Consider the following 17,598-nt stretch of genomic DNA (forward strand, 5'->3'; position numbering starts at 1 on the left):
GGACCGCCCGGTCCGGGGGCCTTGCGCATGTCACCGAACGTGCCGGGTCTGCTACTGCACATTGAAGGGGAATTGCAGGTTCCTTATCTAACCCTCACCGTGCTAAAACTGGTCTACACCACTGAGTGGTCCAGACCACGGCTGTCGTGCCGCGTCTGTCGAGTCGCCGCCTCCCCGCATCAATGACCCGGGCGGCACCGTGCCCCATGGAGGATTTGATGACCACGGCTGAGACCGCACCCGCGGACGGGAAGAAGAAGGGCGCTGCCGTGATGGCGGTCATGCAGCGCATCGGCCGCAGCCTCATGCTGCCGGTCGCCGTGCTGCCGGCCGCCGCGCTCCTGGTCCGCCTCGGCGACAGTGACATGCTGGGCCGCGAGTCGTTCCCGACCTTCATCACGAAGCTCGCCGGCTACATGGCCGCGGGTGGCGGCGCGCTCCTCGACAACATGGCGCTGCTGTTCGCCGTCGGCATCGCGATCGGCTTCGCGAAGAAGTCGGACGGCTCGACCGCCCTCGCGGCCGTCACCGGTTACCTGGTCTTCAAGAACGTGCTGGCCACGTTCACGGACCCGAACCTGGACAAGGTGGCCGAGGTCGTCGACGGCAAGATCGTGATGACGGAGGCGCCGGTGGACGCCAAGGTCCTCGGCGGTGTCGTGATGGGCATCGTCGTGGCCCTGCTCTACCAGAAGTTCTACCGGACCAAGCTGCCCGACTGGGCCGGCTTCTTCAGCGGCCGGCGTCTGGTCCCGATCCTCTCGGCCCTCGCGGGTCTGGTCATCGGCATCGTCTTCGGTCTGATCTGGCCGGTCCTCGGCGCGGGTCTGCACAACTTCGGCGAGTGGCTCGTCGGCTCGGGCGCGGTCGGCGCGGGCATCTTCGGTGTCGCCAACCGTGCGCTGATCCCGGTCGGCATGCACCACCTGCTGAACTCCTTCCCGTGGTTCCAGGCGGGCGAGTACAACGGCAAGAACGGCGACATCGCCCGCTTCCTGGAGGGCGACCCCACCGCCGGACAGTTCATGACCGGCTTCTTCCCGATCATGATGTTCGCCCTCCCGGCGGCCTGCCTCGCGATCGTCCACTGTGCCCGCCCCGAGCGCCGCAAGGTCGTCGGCGGCATGATGTTCTCCCTCGCGCTGACCTCGTTCGTCACCGGTGTGACCGAGCCGATCGAGTTCACGTTCATGTTCATCGCCCCGGTGCTGTACGCGATCCACGCGGTGCTGACCGGTGTGTCGATGGCCCTGACCTGGGCGCTCGGCATGAAGGACGGCTTCGGCTTCTCGGCCGGTCTGGTCGACTTCGGGCTGAACCTGGGCATCGCGACCAAGCCCTGGCTGCTGGTCCTGGTCGGCCTCTGTTTCGCGGTGGTCTATTACGTGATCTTCCGGTTCGCGATCATCAAGTTCAACATCCCGACCCCGGGCCGGGAGTCGGACGAGGAGCTCGCCGAGCTCCAGAAGGCCGAGGCGAAGTAGCCCTCAGCCGCACCCGCACCCGTACGCGTACCCGTACGCGTACACACGAGACCCCCACCTCCCCTGCGGAGGTGGGGGTCTCGTCGTCTGTACGGGGTGCCGTCCGCGCCCTACGTCCGGGGCGCGTCCGCGAGCGCGTCTGCGGCCCCGGGCGCCGGAACCGGCAGGCGGTAGATCTGGCGGGAGCCGCCCTCCGGGCCCGGGTCGGTCGGTTCACCGGGGCAAAAGCCCAGCTTCTCGTAGAACGTACGGGCCCCGCTCTCCACGGCCCCGGGGTGGTCGGGCCCGAAGGTGACGACCTCGACGACGCCCGGCCCGGTGACGTACCGGCGCATCGCGTCCGCCATCAGCAGGCGGCCCACGCCCTCGCCCCGGCAGCGCTCGGAGGTGACGAGCCAGTGGACGTGGTACGTCGGCGGGTCCGCGCCGAACAGGAGGCCGCCGACGATGCCGGGGGCGGTCGTGGACTCGGCGACCAGGGCCGCCGCGTCACGGATGCAGGCTTCCACGGCCCGGTGGAAGCCCGGCTCCGCCACCATCGGCCCGAACCAGTGCTCGACCTGGGACGCGAGGGTCAGGAAGCCGTCGAGGTCGCCGTCCCGAGCGGGTCTGATCGTGATCATCCGAGCAGTTTCGCAGATGCGGCGGGAGTGGCGGCGGGCCGGATCAGATCTCGTACACCGCACCGGGCGCGGCCAGTTCCACCGGGCCCGGGTAGACCGCACGGGCGTCGGCCACGTTGCGGTCCGCGTCGGTCCACGGCGGGATGTGGGTGAGGACGAGGCGGCGTGCTTCGGCGCGGGCGGCGGCCTCGCCGGCCTCGCGGCCGTTGAGGTGCAGGTCGGGGATGTCTTCCTTGCCGTCGACGAACGACGCCTCGCACAGGAACAGGTCCGCGTCCCGGGCCAGCTCCTCCAGGGCGTCGCAGGTTCCCGTGTCGCCGGAGTAGGCGAGGGTGGAGCCGCCGTGTTCGAGCCGGATGCCGAAGGTGTCCACGGGGTGGCGGAGCTTCTCCGTGCGGACCGCGAAGGGGCCGATCTCGAAGGAGCCGGCCTTCAGGGTGTGGAAGTCGAACACCTCGCTCATCGCCCGGTCGGAGGGGGTGTCTCCGTGGGCGGCGGTCAGCCGCTGCTCGGTGCCCTCGGGTCCGTAGACCGGAAGGGGGACGGGGCGCGCGCCGTCGTGGCGGTAGTAGCGCACGACGAAGTACGCGCACATGTCGATGCAGTGGTCGGAGTGGAGATGGCTGAGGAAGATCGCGTCGAGGTCGTACAGACCGACGTGGCGCTGCAACTCGCCCAGGGCGCCGTTGCCCATGTCGAGGAGCAGCCGGAAGCCGTCGGCCTCTACGAGGTAGCTCGAGCATGCCGAACCCGGTGACGGGAACGAGCCGGAGCAGCCGACGACGGTGAGCTTCATGGAGCGTGAACCTCCGAGGCGTGGGAACGGGGAGGGTTCGTGCGGAAGGGGTCGTGCAATTCCTGCCGGAACGTTTTGCGGTTTGTCGAGCGTAAGGCGCAAAACTCCGCGTCGCTCCTCTGCCGGCGGCCGTTGTGGGGGAACTCACCTGCTCTGTCACCGGTTCGATGGAAGCGCGTCCACGGTGGGGTCCCGGGCGTGGCGGCCGGGCGGGGCCGGGTGGCGGCCGCCGCCGGTACGGTCGGGGGATGGACACGTTCTGGTGGGTGGCGCTGGTCGCCGTGGTTCTGCTGGCGCTCGTCGCCGCGGTGGTGGACGGGCGGGGGCGCTCGGACCGGGGACCCCGGTCGCGGCGGCCCCGGCAGCCGGTGGGGTCGACGCGTCCCCCTCGAAAGCCGTCCGGGCCGTCACGGCCTTCGGGCCCGGTCGGGCGTGGGGACGGGCGCACGCCGCGGGCCGGGGAGGTGTGGTGGGCCGATGTGCCGTACGAGGACGGGCCCGGGTCCAAGGACCGGCCGTGCCTGGTCCTGTCCGTACGGGGGCGGGGCCGGGGGCGTACGGCGCTCGTCGCCAAGATCACCAGCAAGCATCACGAGGAGCGGCCGGGGGTGATCGCGCTGCCGGCGGGGGCGGTGGGCGATCAGCGGGGGCGGCAGAGCTTCCTGGAGACGGATGAGCTGCGGGAGGTGCGGATCGGCGGGTTCCGGCGGCGGGTGGGGGCCGTGGACGCGGAGCTCTGGGAGCGGGTGCGGGGGTTGGGGGCGGGGTGACCGTTCGCGGTTGCGGTTGCGGTTGCGGGGGTGAGGAGCGGGGCTCGGGTTTCGGGGCGCTGCCCCGGGTCCCGCTCCTCAAGCGCCGGAGGGGCTGAAAAGACGTCCTCAAACGCCGGACGGGCTGGAGTGGTGCCGGACGGGCTGGAGCAGTGCCGGACGGGCTGGAGTGGTGCCGGACGGGCTGGGACGGCACCCCGAAAGGGGCCGGAGAGGGCGCCCCCGAACGGGCTGAAGGGCGCCTACGCCCAGAGCTGGCCCTGTAGCGTTTCGATCGCCGCCTCCGTCGTCTCGGCCGTGTACACGCCCGTCGACAGGTACTTCCAGCCGCCGTCCGCCACCACGAAGACGATGTCGGCGCTCTCCCCCGCCTTGACCGCCTTGTTGCCCACGCCGATCGCCGCGTGGAGGGCCGCGCCGGTGGAGACGCCCGCGAAGATGCCCTCCTGCTGGAGGAGTTCGCGGGTGCGGGTGACCGCGTCGGCGGAGCCGACCGAGAAGCGGGTGGTGAGGACCGAGGCGTCGTAGAGCTCGGGGACGAAGCCCTCGTCGAGGTTGCGGAGGCCGTAGACGAGGTCGTCGTATCGCGGTTCGGCGGCGACGATCTGGATGCCCGGGCGGTTCTCGCGGAGGTAGCGGCCGACGCCCATGAGGGTGCCGGTCGTGCCGAGGCCCGCCACGAAGTGGGTGATGGACGGGAGGTCGGTGAGGATCTCCGGGCCGGTGGTGGCGTAGTGCGCGCCCGCGTTGTCCGGGTTGCCGTACTGGTAGAGCATCACCCAGTCCGGGTGTTCGGCGCTCAGTTCCTTCGCGACGCGGACGGCGGTGTTGGAGCCGCCGGCGGCCGGGGAGGAGATGATCTCGGCGCCCCACATGGCGAGGAGGTCGCGCCGTTCCTGCGAGGTGTTCTCCGGCATGACGCAGACGATGCGGTAGCCCTTGAGCTTGGCCGCCATGGCGAGCGAGATGCCGGTGTTGCCGCTGGTGGGCTCCAGGATGGTGCAGCCGGGGGTCAGCCGGCCGTCCTTCTCGGCCTGTTCGACCATGTGGAGCGCGGGGCGGTCCTTGATCGAGCCGGTGGGATTGCGGTCCTCCAGCTTGGCCCAGATGCGGACGTCCTCGGACGGGGACAGCCGCGGGAGGCGGACGAGGGGGGTGTTCCCCACGGCCGCCAGCGGGGAGTCGTACCGCATCAGCGCATGCCGCCGGCGACGGCCGGGAGGATGGTGACGTTGTCGCCGTCGCTGAGCTTGGTGGAGATGCCGTCGAGGAAGCGGACGTCCTCGTCGTTGAGGTAGACGTTCACGAAGCGGCGGAGCTGTTCGCCGTTCGCGCCGTCGACGATGCGCTCACGGATGCCGGTGTGGCGGCTCTCCAGGTCGGCGAAGAGGTCGGCGAGGGTGTCCCCGTTGCCCTCGACGGCCTTGGCGCCGTCGGTGTAGGTGCGGAGGATGGTCGGGATGCGGACCTCGATGGCCATGGCGTGGGCTCCTGTCGGAAGCGGGGAGGTGGCGTGGGGCGCGCGTTTCTTCCCTCGCGCGGGGGGTGTGGTGCGTGGTGCGTACGGGTGGGGCTCGCGCGGACCGCGGCTCAGGCCGGGCGGCTCACGGACAGGCCGCGGGCGGCGGACAGATCGCGCTGGCGAGCCTGCACAGGTCGACGTGCAGCCGCGCGACGAGCGGCGGGCCCGGCGTCCTGTTGCTCACGTCATGGGGAACCATGCGGGCATCGTATCGATTCCCGGTCGGGAAACCCGAGTGTGATCTCGCATGATGGATGGTGAGCGACCACTATGCGGACAGAGCGGGGCGGCCGGGTCCTTCCGGGAGATAGACCACCGTGGGCGCGCCCGTCTTGGGGTGGGTGCTGACCTCGGCGGCGACGCCGTACACCTCGCCCAGCAGTTCGGCGGTCAGGACCTCCTCCGGGGCGCCGGAGGCGACGACGCGGCCGTCCTTGAGGACGTAGATCCGGTCGCAGTAGTAGGCGGCCAGGTTGAGGTCGTGCAGGGCGAGGAGGTTGGTGGTGCCCAGGTCGCGGACCAGGGAGAGGATCTCCAGCTGGTAGCGGATGTCCAGGTGGTTGGTCGGCTCGTCCAGGACGATGAGCGAGGGCTGCTGGACCAGGGCGCGGGCGACCAGGGCGCGCTGGCGTTCCCCGCCGGAGAGGGAGGCGAACGTACGGGGTTCGAGTGCGGCGATCCCGACCCGGGCGAGGGCGTCGGTGACGAGCGCGGTGTCGGCGGCGGTGTCGGCCTCCCAGAACCGTTTGTGCGGGGCGCGGCCCATCGCGACGACCTGGCCCACGGTGAGCTCGAAGCCCGCCTGGCTCTCCTGCGGGACGGTGGCGATGCGGCGGGCGCGGGCCTTCACGGGGAGGGTGGCGAGGTCGTCGCCGTCGAGGAGGACCCGGCCGTGGGTGGGGCGCAGGGTGCCGTAGACGCAGCGCAGGAGGGTGGTCTTGCCGCTGCCGTTGGGGCCGACCAGGCCGACCGTCTCGCCGCCGGCGGCGGTGAGGTCGACGGCGTCGACGAGGTGGCGGCCCTCGCCGACGCCGTACGAGAGTGCCTCGGTGCGCAGGGTGGTCACGGGCGGGCTCCCTCAGCGGTGCGTACGGTCGTCATGCGGGCGCTCCCGGCGGAGAGGGGCCTCATGCGGGTGCCGCCTCGGGGCGGCGGCGCAGCATCCACAGGAAGAACGGGCCGCCGGTCAGGGCGGTGAGCACGCCGACCGGGATGTCCTGCGGGGCCGCGAGCGTCCGGGCGGCCAGGTCGGCAAGGACCAGGAACACCGCCCCGCCGAGGGCGACGACGGGGAGCAGCGCGCGGTGCGACGCGCCCACCGCCATCCGGGCCATGTGCGGGACCATCAGGCCGACGAAGCCGATCGCCCCGCTGTACGCGACGAGCGCCCCGGTCATCAGTGAGGCGAGGACGAAGACGGCGGCCCGGAAGCGGGCGGTGTCCAGGCCCAGCACGGTCGCGCCCTCCTCCCCCACCAGGAGCAGGTCGAGGGGGCGGGCCAGGGTGAGGAGCAGGGCCGTACCGGCGACGAGGGTGACGGCGGGGAGCGCGAGCATGTCCCAGCGGGCCGCGCCGAGGCCGCCGAGGGTCCAGTACAGGACTTCCTGGAGGTGGTCGGCGCGGGCGGAGGTGACCAGGATCAGGCTGGTCAGGGCGGAGAGGATGTAGGAGACGGCGACTCCGGCGAGGACGAGCCGGTTGGTGGTGAGGCCGCCTCCGCCGCGCGCCAGGGTGTAGACGAGCAGCAGGGAGAGCAGCGCGCCGACGAAGGCGGCGGCGGGGATGGTGACGGTGGTGGCGAGGGTCGCGCCGATGCCGAGGACGATGACCAGGACCGCGCCGGTGGAGGCTCCGGAGGAGACGCCGAGGAGGAAGGGGTCGGCCAGCTGGTTGCGTACGAGGGCCTGGAGGACGGTGCCGATGACGGCGAGTCCGGCGCCGACGACGACGCCGAGCAGGACCCGGGGCAGCCGGACGTCCAGGACGATCGTGCGGAAGGGGCTCGCCTCCGCCCGCCCGGTCAGGATGTCGAGGACCTGGCCGGGCGGGATGCGGACGGAGCCGAGGGCGAGGGCGGCGACCACTGCGGCTGCGAGGAGTACGGCGAGGACGCCGACGACCAGGGTGTAGCGCAGCAGCCGCCGCGGTGCGGGGGTGCGGCAGGTCACGAGGTGGTGGCCGCCGGGTGGAGCTGGGCCGCGAGCTTGTCGACGGCGGCGGGGACGCGGACGCCGAGGACCGCGTCGGAGAGCGGCATGACCGCGAAGCGCTTGTTCTTGATGGCGGGGACGTCGGCGAGGGCCGGGTCGGTCAGCAGGCGCTTCTTCTTCTGGGCGACGGTGGTGGAGCCGTAGTCGTAGATCACGATCGCCTCGGGCTTGCGGGCGACGACGTTCTCCCAGGAGGCGTCCCCGAAGGACTTGTCCAGGTCGGCGAAGACGTTGGCGCCGCCGGCGCGCTTGATCAGCTCGTTGCCGATGCCCTTGCCGCCGGCGGTGAACGCGGTCTTGTCGCCGCTGTCGTAGACGAAGACGGAGACCGGCTTGAGGTCGGCCAGCTTCTCGGCGGTGGCGGCGTTGTCGGCCTTGGCCCGCTTGATCCACGCCTCGGCGCGGTCGGTGATGCCGAAGGTGCGGCCGACCTCGCGGATCTCCTCGTAGAGGGTCTCCATCGGGGTGTCGGCCTTGGCGCAGCTCTCGGTGTTGAGCCGGGTCTCGATGCCGGACTTCTTGAACGCCTCGCGGCTCCGGCCGTCGCCGGCCGTGAACGCGCTGCTGTAGCCGCCGTAGACGAAGTCGGGGTTCGTGGCGAGGACCTGCTCGTAGGAGGGGTACTCCTTGGCGATGACCGGGACGGACGCGTAGTCCTCGGCGTACTTCGGGAGGACCTTGTCGTCGAGGTAGGCGGTGCCGACGAGGGACTTGGCCAGGCCCAGTTCCAGCATGATCTCGGTGACGTGCTGGTTCATGGTGACCACGCGCTTCGGCGGGGCCTTGTAGGTGGTGGTGACGCCGCAGTTGGTGACGGTGTACGGGAAGCCGTCGTTCTCGGCCGGGGCGGCGGGCTTGCTCCTGGACCCGGTGCTCTCCGAGGTGGAGCAGGCGGTGAGGGCGAGCGGGAGCAGCACGGCGGCGGCTATGAGCGCGGGGGTGCGCCGGGACATGGCGGGGCCTCTCCGGGGGATTTCCGCGTCCCCTGGTCGATGCGGAGAAGGCGGCGGGCCAGTTCCTGGCTTCCGGGCCGCCCTCCGGTGCGGATGACTCCGTACGGGAGGGGGCCCGGTCACAGTGGCGGGACCGTGCCGGAATCGCACCGGCTTCCTGGTTCCCGCTGCCTTGTGTTCGGGTCTGGGGTGCAGTGTGCCAGACCCGTGCGGCGGCCCCGTGCGGCGGTGGCCGGTAACCGGAAGGAGGCGGGGCGGGGGGCCGGGCGCTCAGTACGCCTCGACGACCTGCACGTCTTCCTCGGTGATCTCGCCGTCCACGATGCGGTACGAGCGGAACTGGAAGGGGCCCGCGTCGTCGGTGTCGGCGGTGGAGACCAGGACGTAGTGGGCGCCGGGCTCGTTCGCGTACGAGACGTCGGTGCGGGAGGGGTACGCCTCGGTCGCCGTGTGCGAGTGGTAGATGATCACGGGCTCCTCGTCGCGGTCGTCCATCTCGCGGTACAGCTTGAGGAGGTCGCCGGAGTCGAACTCGTAGAACGTGGGCGAGCGGGCGGCGTTGAGCATCGGGATGAAGCGCTCGGGGCGGTCCGTTCCGGCCGGGCCCGCCACCACGCCGCACGCCTCGTCGGGATGGTCGGCGCGGGAGTGGGCGACGATCCGGTCGTGGAGCGCCTGGGTGATGGTCAGCATGGCGTCAGGATAAGACCGACCGGCAATCGGGGGGTTGGGCGACGCCGCCCCTCCGATTGCCGGCCGGTCTGAGCATGCGGTCCTCTGCGTACCGGTGGGTGGTACGGAGAGGGCCGCATGGTGGACGCCGGGGCCGTGGGGAGGCCGGGGCGGTCCGGGAGGAGGGTGGTCGTGGGCCCTGGGTGGGGGCCCGCCCTCGGGGTCGGCGGGCGGGCCGGGAGTGACCGGCCCGCCCGAAGGTCAGCGCTTGACGAACGCGGTGTTCTCCGGGTTGCGCGACTTGAGCACCAGGTAGGAGACGCCGAGGACGAGCGCCCAGAGCGGGGCGCAGTACAGCGAGATCCTGGCGTCCTTGTCGACCGCCATCATCACGATGACCATGCCGATGAAGGCGAGCGCGAACCAGCTGGTGTACGGGGCTCCCGGGGCCTTGAACGAGGACTGCGGGAGGTCCCCCCGGTCGGCCAGCCGGCGGTAGCGGATCTGGCTGAAGAGGATCATGATCCAGGCCCACATGCCGGAGATGGTCGCGAAGGAGACGACGTAGTTGAACGCCTCGCCGGGCCACTGGTAGTTGATCCAGACGCCGACGAGCATCAGGGCGGCGGAGAAGGTGGTGCCGACGAGCGGCAGGCCGTTCTTCGTCAGCTTGGTGAAGGCGCGCGGGCCCTGTCCGTTCATGGCCAGGTCGCGGAGCATGCGGCCGGTGGAGTACATGCCGGAGTTGCAGGAGGAGAGGGCCGCGGTCAGGACGACGAAGTTGACGATGGCGGCGCCGATGCCGAGCCCCATCTCCTCGAACGCCTTCACGAACGGCGAGACGCCCGGCTTGAAGGTGGACCACGGCACGACCGACAGGATCATGATCAGCGCGCCGACGTAGAAGACGGCGATGCGCCACGGCACGGTGTTGATGGCCTTGGGCAGGACGGTCTTGGGGTCCTTGGACTCGCCGGCGGTGACGCCGACGAGTTCGACGGCGAGGAAGGCGAACATGACGATCTGGAGCGTCATCAGCATGCCGCCGATGCCGTTGGGGAAGAAGCCGCCGTCGTTCCAGAGGTTGGAGACGGTCGCGGTGTCACCGGCGTCGGAGAAGCCGAGCGTCAGGACGCCGGCGCAGATGAGGATCATGCCGACGATCGCGGTGACCTTGACCATGGAGAACCAGAACTCCAGCTCGCCGAAGAGCTTCACGGAGATCAGGTTCGCGCCGTACAGAATGACGGTGAAGACGAGGGCGGACAGCCACTGCGGAATGTCCCACCAGTACGTCATATAGGTGGCGGCGGCGGTGACTTCGGTGATTCCGGTGACGACCCAGAAAAGCCAGTACGTCCAGCCGGTCACGAATCCGAAGAAGGGCCCGATGAATTCGCGGGCGTACTCCGAGAAGGAGCCGGAAACCGGGCGGTACATGAGGAGTTCGCCCAGGGCCCGCATGATGAAGAAGATGACCAGGCCCGCGAGGACATAAGCCAGGATGAGGCTGGGTCCGGCCCGGTCGATCGCTTTGCCCGCGCCGAGGAAGAGCCCGGTGCCGATGGCTCCGCCGATGGCGATCATCTGGATCTGACGGGCTCCCAGACCGCGCTGGTACCCCTCGCCACTGGTCACGGCCTCGCCGGCGTCCGCGCCTGGCTTTCCGTTGTCGGCCTGTCCCTCGTCGACCTGTGCCGATGTCATGTGTGGTGCGCCTTTCTCCACGCCGATCCGCGCCCTCAAGGCTGCGGATCAGGTCCTGATCCCCCCGGATATGGATGGAGTGCCGCCGGCGTTCGGCCGGCTTGTGGCGACCCCGGGAACAGGGGTGGCGTCCCCGGGCGATCGTGAAGATTTATCACGGCCGTCACAGGACACCATGGGACATTCTGTGGCGCACCCCACAGGCAAATGGGGACAAGAAACTTCATCCCCCACGAATGCCGTCGATGACTTGGGGGGATCGTTACCCGGATCTGAGCGTCCGTTGAGCGAACGGAGTGACCGCCCGCGGGCCGGAACGCCTTTTCCGTGGATTACGGCATCAGGGTCTCGACGAGCGTTTCCTGGAGCGCGCCGAGCCACAGATAGGCCATCACCATGGGCTTGCGCGGGTCGCTGTCGGGGAGCCGGTAGAGGGACCCGTCCTCGCCCTCGTCCTCGTCGGAGACCTCCAGCCGGGCGCCGATGGTGAGCCGCAGGTCGTTGAGCGAGCCGAGCCAGGAGCGGCACTCGTCGCCGGTGAGGGTGAGCACGGCTCCGCCGTCGCCGGCGGGCGAGAGCGCGTCGAGCGTCCGTACGACGACGAGGGCGTCGTCGCGCTTGCGGGAGCGGAGGTCGTTCTCGGTGAAGCGGCGGAACTCGGCGGACAGCTCCCGCAGCCCCTCCGGCGACGTGCCGCCCTCCTGCGGGGTGAGCGCGTCGGGGCCTCCGTACGCGTCCGGGAAGAGCCGGGCCAGGGCCGGGTCGGAGGGCGGCTTGCTGGGGCCCTCGGTGAAGAGCGCGGCGAGCGGGTCCTCGCCCTCGGCGGGCTCGTCGCCCGGGCCGATCAGTTCGAGCAGCTGTACGGCGAGGGAGCGCAGGATCGAGATCTCGACCTCGTCGAGCGCGACGGCCGCGCCGCCGCCGGGGGTGGCCTCGAAATGGCCGGCCATGGGTTCTCCGATGGTGGGTCGAACGGGGCGGGGGGCGCTGAAGGGGTTCTAGTTGCGGTCCTGGGTGAGGGTGGCCCACAGCCCGTAACCGTGCATGGCCTGGACGTCGCGCTCCATCTCCTCGCGGCTCCCGCTGGAGACGACGGCGCGGCCCTTCTGGTGCACGTCGAGCATGAGCTTGTGCGCCTTGTCCTTGGAGTACCCGAAGTACGCCTGGAACACGTAGGTCACATAGCTCATGAGATTGACCGGGTCGTTGTGGACGAGCGTCACCCACGGGACGTCCGGCTCCGGGACCGCGAAGGTCTCCTCGGCCGAATCAGGACGTTCGATCTCTACGGGGGTAGCAACGCTCACCTGTCCCATGCTGCCACCCGAGCGGCCCGGGCGCACAAACGGACCCCACATCTCGTCACTTTGACGAATAGGGGGTAGCATCCCTGCCATGAACTCAGCGGACCTCGGGCGACGGGTCGGCGTTCCGTCGACCGCGCTCTTCACCGACCAGTACGAGCTGACCATGGTGCAGGCGGCCCTCAAGGCCGGCACCGCCCACCGGCGCTCGGTCTTCGAGGCGTTCACCCGCCGACTGCCCGAGGGGCGGCGGTACGGGGTCGTCGCGGGCACCGGGCGGGTGCTGGACGCGGTGGAGAACTTCCACTTCGACGACGAGATGATCGCCTTCCTGCGGCAGCAGCGCATCGTGGACGAGCCGACCCTCGAATGGCTGGCCGGCTACCGCTTCAGCGGCGACATCTGGGGCTACCCGGAGGGCGAGGTGTACTTCCCGGGCTCGCCGATCCTGCGGGTGGAGGGGTCCTTCGCCGAGTGCGTGCTGCTGGAGACGGTGATCCTCTCGATCCTCAACCACGACTCCGCGATCGCGGCCGCCGCCTCGCGGATGTCGGCCGCCGCCGGGGGCCGCCGGCTGATCGAGATGGGCGCGCGGCGCACGCACGAGCTGTCGGCGGTGGCCTCGGCGCGTGCGGCGTACGTCGGCGGGTTCGACGCCACCTCGGATCTGGCGGCCGGCTTCCGGTACGGGATCCCGACGGTCGGCACCAGCGCGCACGCCTTCACCCTGCTGCACGACACCGAGCGGGACGCGTTCCGGGCGCAGGTGGACTCGCTGGGGCGGGGCACGACGCTGCTGGTCGACACGTACGACGTGACCGAGGCGGTGCGGGCGGCGGTGGAGATCGCGGGGCCCGAGCTCGGGGCCGTACGGATCGACTCCGGGGATCTGCTGCTGGTCGCGCACCGGGTGCGGCAGCAGTTGGACGAGCTGGGGGCCACGGGCACGAAGATCGTGGTGACCTCGGACCTGGACGAGTACGCGATCGCCTCGCTGGCTGCCGCGCCGGTGGACGCGTACGGGGTCGGCACGCAGCTGGTCACCGGGAGCGGGCACCCGACGTGCTCGATGGTCTACAAGCTGGTGGCGCGGGCTGCCGGGCCGGCGGGTGCGGACGCGGATGCTCCGCTGGTGCCGGTGGCGAAGAAGTCGATGGGCGCGAAGTCGTCGGTGGGGGGTCGCAAGTGGGCGGCGCGCCGGGCCGACGAGCAGGGGGTCGCCGAGGCGGAGGTGCTCGGCACGGGGGAGGTGCCGGCGGAGCTGGCGGGGCGGGAGCTGCTGGTGGAGCTGGTGCGGGGTGGGGTCGTGGTGGCCCGGGAGCCGTTGGAGGCGGCTCGGGAGCGGCATGTTCTGGCTCGGGGGCGGTTGCCGATGTCGGCGATGCAGTTGTCCCGGGGGGAGCCGGTGCTTTCGACGGAGTACGTGTGAGGGCCGGGGGCGTCCGGCGGGCCGCTTCGTCCTCAAGCGCCGGACGGGCTGGGCGGGGTGGGCCTTGCGGCCGGGCCCGGCAGGTGCGGGGGCCCCGCCGCGAGGGTTCCGTCCTCAAACGCCGGACGGGCTGGGTAGCTGGGCGGGCGGACGGAATGGAGAGTGGGGCCGTGCGAGCTGGGGCGGGGTGGGGGTTGATTGTGGGCCTCTAGTCTCTACGCTCGATGTCATCCCTGTGAACGTTGAAGCGCCACCCTCCCCCTCCCCCTCCCCTCCCCCACCGAAGGACACCCGCCATGCACCGCGCATTGATCGTCGTGGACGTTCAGAACGACTTCTGCGAGGGCGGCAGCCTCGCGGTGGCGGGTGGCGCCGATGTCGCCGCCGCCATCACCGACCTGATCGGTGAGGCCCAGCCCGGCTACCGGTACGTGGTGGCCACCCGCGACCACCACGTCGACCCCGGCGGTCACTTCTCCGAGACCCCGGACTTCGTGGACTCCTGGCCGGTGCACTGCGTCGCCGGTACGGAGGGGGTCGGGTTCCACCCGAACTTCGCGCCCGCCGTCGCCTCCGGGGCCATCGACACCGTGTTCGACAAGGGCGCGTACTCGGCCGCGTACAGCGGTTTCGAGGGCGCCGACGAGAACGGGACCGGTCTCGCTCAGTGGCTGCGCGAGAGGTCCGTGACCGAGGTCGACGTGGTCGGCATCGCCACCGACCACTGCGTACGGGCCACCGCCCTGGACTCCGCCCGCGAGGGCTTCGTCACCCATGTGCTGCTCGACCTGACCGCCGGGGTCTCGCCGGCGACCACCGAGCGGGCCCTCGACGAGCTCCGGACGGCGGGCGTGAAGCTCTCCGGGAAGCCCGTGGTGGCCGAGGCGCTGTAGCCCCGGCGCCGGGGCTACAGCGAGCCCCTCGCGGGCCGCCCGGAAGCCCCCGCGAGCCGCCCGGGCGTCCCCTTACGCCGCCGGGCGGGCCGGGCCCGCGTAACCCGCCGGGCCCAGCAGGGCCCGGATCGGGTGCCACAGCTCCTGGGCGGTCTGGAGCGAGCGGGGCGGCTGGCCGGGCGGGCCCGCCGCCTGGCCGGACGGGCCGGGCTCGGGGGCCGCCCGCCACAGCAGGCCGTCCGGGTGGTGCAGCACCGCCGTGACCTCGTCCGGCGTGGGCGGCCGGTCGTTGCCCCGGAGATAGACCGCCCGCAGCCCCAGGTTGCGCAGCCTGGTCAGGGCGCGCGCCCGGTTCGCCGCGTGGACCAGGACCCGTACGGGCGCTCCTGGGCCCGCCCCCGTACCGCCGCGGGAGACCGTGTCCCCGGCCGGCCGGGTCAGGGTGAGGGCCACCACCACCGTGCCGTTCGGCAATCTGCAGAAACCTCCGCCTGCCATGCTCCGCACTCCCCCGTGAGACGTCGTGTCAATAAGGATGTGAACAAGACGCACCTAAACACGATCGGCCGCCGCCCGCTAGGGGGCGACGGCCGATCATGCTCTGACCTGGGGTTTTACCGGATCATCGGCCCGAGGGGCTGACGAGCAGGCTCAGCGTGGAGCCGTTGAGCGGCTCGTGCACGATGGAGATGCGGGTGTTGGTGTCAGAAACCTTGACACTGCCCGTGGGGTTCTCCTTGTACCAGTAGGTGCCCTTGCGGTCGTCGAAGACCGGGTTGCCCAGCGAGGGCTGGATCTTCAGCGGCACGTCCGCGTTGTGCAGCGTGAAGCCCTTGTTCGGGTACCAGCTGAACGGGGCGTCGAACGGCTGGATCTTGTTGCGCACGATCGTGCCGTCCTTCCACTTCAGCGGCTTCGCGTGCGAGTCGACCGGCAGGATCAGGCCCTCGCCCGGGTGGACGGAGGTGTTGTTGTCCTTCTGGGAGGTGTCCCAGAGCCACACGAGCAGACCCGTCTGGTACGCGTAGTGCTCGACCCAGCTCGGGCGGGTCTTGGAGAAGCCGAAGTTGTACGGGCCGACCTTGAGGGTCTCGTCGTACGACACGTACTGGCGGTTCTCCGCGATGTAGTACTGCGGGTAGTCCTGCGTGAACGACTCGCCGATCCGCGAGAAGCCCTTGGCGGTCCAGCCGTTGTCGTCGCCCTCGGCGTCGTCCGAGAAGAGCGTCGCGCCATCGGCCGTGACGGTGATCCCGTCGGCCGCGAAGCCGTTGCCGCCCGCGCCGCCGTCCGTCTGGTAGCGGAAGCGCAGGTCGATCTTCTTGCCCGCGTAGGCGTCCAGCGGGAAGGAGAGCTTCTTGTACGCGCCCGAGACGTCGGTCAGGGCCGGCTTGTCACTGGCGTCGCGCGGGATGGCCCGGCCGTCGGCCGTGCCGTCGAGCGCGGTCCAGCTGCCGCCGCCGTTGTCGGACACCTCGGTGTAGAGGTAGTCGTAGTCGGCCTCGATGTCGTACCAGCCCGAAAGGTCGAGCTTCGCCGAGGACTTGCCGGTCAGGTCGACCGAACGGGTCAGCGTGTTCGACAGGTTGTCGCCCCGGTCGCTCCACCACTGCTTCGTGCCCTCGGCGGGCTTGACGACCGTGGTGGTGACGGACTTCTTCGGCAGCTCGACGACGAGCGCCTGCGGGTCCTTGGTGTTGTACTCCGAGACGCCCAGCTTGTGCAGCGAGGTCTTGCCCGCCTTGGCCGTGTCGTAGTCGAGCCAGCCCAGCTGGAGCTTGTCCCAGGAGGTCATGTCGCCCGGCAGGTCGCCGATCTCGCCCTTGCCGGTGCCGAGCCAGGAGCCCGCCGACATCAGGGACCAGAAGCCGACCGAGTTCTCGCCGCCGCCGGAGGTGTCGTACAGGTCCGGGAGGCCGAGGTCATGGGCGTACTCGTGGGCGAAGACGCCCAGGCCGCCGTTCTCGGGCTGCACGGTGTAGTCGCCGACCCAGACGCCCGTGTCACCGATCTGCGCGCCGCCGGCCTTGTTGTCGCCCGGGCCGGTCGCACCCGCGTTGGTGCCGTACGCGTACCAGCGGTGCGCCCAGATGGCGTCGCCGCCCTGCGCGCCGCCGCCGGCCGACTCGTCCTCGCCGGCGTGGACCAGCTGGAAGTGGTCGATGTAGCCGTCCGGCTCGTTGAAGTCGCCGTCGCCGTCGTAGTCGTAGCGGTCCCACTGGTCGTACTCGGCCAGGTCCGCCTTGATCTGCGCGGTGGTGCGGCCCTTGGCCTTCTGGTCCGCGACCCAGGCGTTGACGCCGTCGCGGACCGCGTCCCAGACGTTGGCGCAGTTGCTGGAGCCGCAGTAGTTGGAGCCGTAACGGGCCTCGTTGTAGTCGACCTTCACCCAGTCGGAGACCGCGCCGTCGACCGAGTAGCGGCCCGAGGAGGTCTTCTCGTAGTAGGTCTTGAGCGAGTGGACGCCCTTGCCCTCGCCGAAGTACAGCTTCTCGAAGTGCGCCCGGTTGTAATCGGCCTTCCAGGCGGTGCTGTTGTCCTTCTTCGGGTCCGGCTTGGCGATCTTGTTGTGCGCCGGTCCCGGGGTGCCGCCGTACTTCTTGACCGGCGGCTTGGGGCCGTCGCCGTCCGGGTCGAACAGCGTGGTGTCGTCGACCTTGTCGCCGAACTCCAGCAGGATGGTGAAGATCTTGTCGGTCTTCTCCCGGCCGAGCTCGACGTACTTCTTGTCGCCGAGCTTGACGACCTTGGAACCGCTGCGGTTCGACACCTTCTTGTCCCCGGCGAGCACCTGCTCCAGCGCGGCCTCCCGCTGCGCTGCCTGCTGCTCGCTGAAGGGGCCTTCGAGGTTGTGCTCCACATGCCCCTTGGCCGGCGCCGGGTCGCGGCGGTCGGCGGGGGCGGCGGAGGCCGTGGAACCTGATGCGGTGTCATGCGCCTGGGCGGTGGCGAAGGTCGACGCCGTCGCTGCGGTGGCGGCCATGGCCACGACAACAGCAGCGGCGCGAAGCGCCCGTCTCTGATTGGTCACTTGATGCAGTCCTCCCCGGGCGTCCGCGCAGCGGCCAGGGGGGTATGGAGAGGGCCGTGCGCGTAAACGCGTCACAAGTGACGACATTCGATCGGAGTTGCGAGAGAAAAGACAGACCTTGACTTGAACAGACCAAGTGCACTATGCAGGACCGCGCTACCGGTATGCGGACGAGATCGCCGCCAACAGGCGCGTCACACCGTC

Annotated in this window: 18 protein-coding genes and 1 riboswitch; of the genes, 4 read left to right on the forward strand and 14 right to left on the reverse strand. The window is 70.5% G+C overall.

Going from position 1 to position 17,598, the window contains the following annotated elements:
• Positions 1–218: 218 nt before the first annotated feature.
• On the forward strand, positions 219–1,484 hold the full coding sequence (locus ACLJPL_RS04470) for a PTS transporter subunit EIIC (RefSeq protein WP_411079315.1): 1,266 nt from the start codon (positions 219–221) through the stop codon (positions 1,482–1,484).
• Between the two features lie 110 nt (positions 1,485–1,594).
• On the opposite strand, the gene ACLJPL_RS04475 is transcribed toward ACLJPL_RS04470, so the two are convergent.
• Positions 1,595–2,107 (reverse strand): GNAT family N-acetyltransferase, encoded by a 513-nt coding sequence (locus ACLJPL_RS04475; protein WP_411079316.1) that lies wholly within the window; start codon positions 2,105–2,107, stop codon positions 1,595–1,597.
• A 43-nt stretch (positions 2,108–2,150) separates the two neighbouring features.
• Positions 2,151–2,903, reverse strand: a complete 753-nt coding sequence (locus ACLJPL_RS04480; protein ID WP_411079317.1) for an MBL fold metallo-hydrolase — start codon at positions 2,901–2,903, stop codon at positions 2,151–2,153.
• Positions 2,904–3,151: 248 nt separating this feature from the next.
• On the opposite strand from ACLJPL_RS04480, the gene ACLJPL_RS04485 reads away from it, so the two are divergent.
• The gene (locus tag ACLJPL_RS04485) at positions 3,152–3,673 is read left to right on the forward strand and encodes a type II toxin-antitoxin system PemK/MazF family toxin (protein WP_411079318.1); all 522 of its coding nucleotides are present in this window, start codon (positions 3,152–3,154) and stop codon (positions 3,671–3,673) included.
• A 242-nt stretch (positions 3,674–3,915) separates the two neighbouring features.
• Here the strand turns inward: ACLJPL_RS04485 and ACLJPL_RS04490 are convergent, their stop codons facing one another.
• The 10 genes from ACLJPL_RS04490 to clpS form a co-directional block, all read right to left on the reverse strand.
• A complete protein-coding gene (locus ACLJPL_RS04490; RefSeq protein WP_128847410.1) occupies positions 3,916–4,866 on the reverse strand; it encodes a PLP-dependent cysteine synthase family protein in 951 nt (316 codons plus the stop codon).
• Entirely contained in the window at positions 4,866–5,153 is a 288-nt protein-coding gene (locus ACLJPL_RS04495) for a MoaD/ThiS family protein (protein ID WP_384337962.1), read from the reverse strand. Before ACLJPL_RS04495 ends, ACLJPL_RS04490 begins: the two co-directional genes overlap by 1 nt.
• A gap of 124 nt (positions 5,154–5,277) precedes the next feature.
• Complete coding sequence (locus tag ACLJPL_RS04500) at positions 5,278–5,394, reverse strand: putative leader peptide (RefSeq protein ID WP_411079319.1); 117 nt, start codon at positions 5,392–5,394, stop codon at positions 5,278–5,280.
• A 69-nt stretch (positions 5,395–5,463) separates the two neighbouring features.
• Positions 5,464–6,261, reverse strand: a complete 798-nt coding sequence (locus tag ACLJPL_RS04505; RefSeq protein WP_411079320.1) for an ABC transporter ATP-binding protein — start codon at positions 6,259–6,261, stop codon at positions 5,464–5,466.
• Between the two features lie 61 nt (positions 6,262–6,322).
• A complete protein-coding gene (locus ACLJPL_RS04510; protein ID WP_411079321.1) occupies positions 6,323–7,363 on the reverse strand; it encodes a FecCD family ABC transporter permease in 1,041 nt (346 codons plus the stop codon).
• On the reverse strand, positions 7,360–8,358 hold the full coding sequence (locus ACLJPL_RS04515) for an ABC transporter substrate-binding protein (protein WP_411079322.1): 999 nt from the start codon (positions 8,356–8,358) through the stop codon (positions 7,360–7,362). The genes ACLJPL_RS04510 and ACLJPL_RS04515 overlap by 4 nt, the downstream gene beginning before the upstream one ends.
• Before the next feature lie 59 nt (positions 8,359–8,417).
• A riboswitch (cobalamin riboswitch) is annotated at positions 8,418–8,521 on the reverse strand.
• Positions 8,522–8,628: 107 nt separating this feature from the next.
• Entirely contained in the window at positions 8,629–9,051 is a 423-nt protein-coding gene (locus tag ACLJPL_RS04520; protein ID WP_411079323.1) for a Mov34/MPN/PAD-1 family protein, read from the reverse strand.
• Between the two features lie 240 nt (positions 9,052–9,291).
• Complete coding sequence (locus ACLJPL_RS04525; RefSeq protein ID WP_411079324.1) at positions 9,292–10,737, reverse strand: amino acid permease; 1,446 nt, start codon at positions 10,735–10,737, stop codon at positions 9,292–9,294.
• A 332-nt stretch (positions 10,738–11,069) separates the two neighbouring features.
• Complete coding sequence (locus ACLJPL_RS04530; RefSeq protein WP_411079325.1) at positions 11,070–11,687, reverse strand: DUF2017 domain-containing protein; 618 nt, start codon at positions 11,685–11,687, stop codon at positions 11,070–11,072.
• 48 nt (positions 11,688–11,735) lie between these two features.
• Positions 11,736–12,053, reverse strand: a complete 318-nt coding sequence (gene clpS, locus ACLJPL_RS04535; RefSeq protein WP_030567742.1) for an ATP-dependent Clp protease adapter ClpS — start codon at positions 12,051–12,053, stop codon at positions 11,736–11,738.
• Between the two features lie 79 nt (positions 12,054–12,132).
• Here clpS and ACLJPL_RS04540 point away from each other — a divergent pair, with 79 nt between their 5' ends.
• Positions 12,133–13,470 carry a nicotinate phosphoribosyltransferase gene (locus tag ACLJPL_RS04540; protein WP_411079326.1) on the forward strand — a complete coding sequence of 446 codons (1,338 nt, stop codon included), beginning with the start codon at positions 12,133–12,135 and terminating at the stop codon, positions 13,468–13,470.
• Positions 13,471–13,766: 296 nt separating this feature from the next.
• Positions 13,767–14,363, forward strand: a complete 597-nt coding sequence (locus tag ACLJPL_RS04545; protein ID WP_411079327.1) for an isochorismatase family protein — start codon at positions 13,767–13,769, stop codon at positions 14,361–14,363.
• Between the two features lie 72 nt (positions 14,364–14,435).
• Here the strand turns inward: ACLJPL_RS04545 and ACLJPL_RS04550 are convergent, their stop codons facing one another.
• Together ACLJPL_RS04550 and ACLJPL_RS04555 are read right to left on the reverse strand one after the other, a co-directional pair.
• Positions 14,436–14,861, reverse strand: a complete 426-nt coding sequence (locus tag ACLJPL_RS04550) for a hypothetical protein (RefSeq protein ID WP_411079328.1) — start codon at positions 14,859–14,861, stop codon at positions 14,436–14,438.
• Between the two features lie 124 nt (positions 14,862–14,985).
• Positions 14,986–17,394, reverse strand: coding sequence for an immune inhibitor A domain-containing protein (locus ACLJPL_RS04555; protein WP_411079329.1), 2,409 nt, complete (start codon positions 17,392–17,394; stop codon positions 14,986–14,988).
• Between the last annotated feature and the right edge of the window lie 204 nt (positions 17,395–17,598).

This window comes from Streptomyces sp. cmx-18-6 (assembly GCF_046548915.1).
Classification (GTDB): domain Bacteria; phylum Actinomycetota; class Actinomycetes; order Streptomycetales; family Streptomycetaceae; genus Streptomyces.

Coding starts and splice junctions, on each gene's coding strand:
- ACLJPL_RS04470 (WP_411079315.1), top strand. CDS start 219: ATGACCACGGCTGAGACCGCACCCGCGGACGGGAAGAAGAAGGGCGCT.
- ACLJPL_RS04475 (WP_411079316.1), bottom strand. CDS start 2,107: ATGATCACGATCAGACCCGCTCGGGACGGCGACCTCGACGGCTTCCTG.
- ACLJPL_RS04480 (WP_411079317.1), bottom strand. CDS start 2,903: ATGAAGCTCACCGTCGTCGGCTGCTCCGGCTCGTTCCCGTCACCGGGT.
- ACLJPL_RS04485 (WP_411079318.1), top strand. CDS start 3,152: ATGGACACGTTCTGGTGGGTGGCGCTGGTCGCCGTGGTTCTGCTGGCG.
- ACLJPL_RS04490 (WP_128847410.1), bottom strand. CDS start 4,866: ATGCGGTACGACTCCCCGCTGGCGGCCGTGGGGAACACCCCCCTCGTC.
- ACLJPL_RS04495 (WP_384337962.1), bottom strand. CDS start 5,153: ATGGCCATCGAGGTCCGCATCCCGACCATCCTCCGCACCTACACCGAC.
- ACLJPL_RS04500 (WP_411079319.1), bottom strand. CDS start 5,394: ATGGTTCCCCATGACGTGAGCAACAGGACGCCGGGCCCGCCGCTCGTC.
- ACLJPL_RS04515 (WP_411079322.1), bottom strand. CDS start 8,358: ATGTCCCGGCGCACCCCCGCGCTCATAGCCGCCGCCGTGCTGCTCCCG.
- ACLJPL_RS04520 (WP_411079323.1), bottom strand. CDS start 9,051: ATGCTGACCATCACCCAGGCGCTCCACGACCGGATCGTCGCCCACTCC.
- ACLJPL_RS04525 (WP_411079324.1), bottom strand. CDS start 10,737: ATGACATCGGCACAGGTCGACGAGGGACAGGCCGACAACGGAAAGCCA.
- ACLJPL_RS04530 (WP_411079325.1), bottom strand. CDS start 11,687: ATGGCCGGCCATTTCGAGGCCACCCCCGGCGGCGGCGCGGCCGTCGCG.
- clpS (WP_030567742.1), bottom strand. CDS start 12,053: ATGGGACAGGTGAGCGTTGCTACCCCCGTAGAGATCGAACGTCCTGAT.
- ACLJPL_RS04540 (WP_411079326.1), top strand. CDS start 12,133: ATGAACTCAGCGGACCTCGGGCGACGGGTCGGCGTTCCGTCGACCGCG.
- ACLJPL_RS04545 (WP_411079327.1), top strand. CDS start 13,767: ATGCACCGCGCATTGATCGTCGTGGACGTTCAGAACGACTTCTGCGAG.
- ACLJPL_RS04550 (WP_411079328.1), bottom strand. CDS start 14,861: ATGGCAGGCGGAGGTTTCTGCAGATTGCCGAACGGCACGGTGGTGGTG.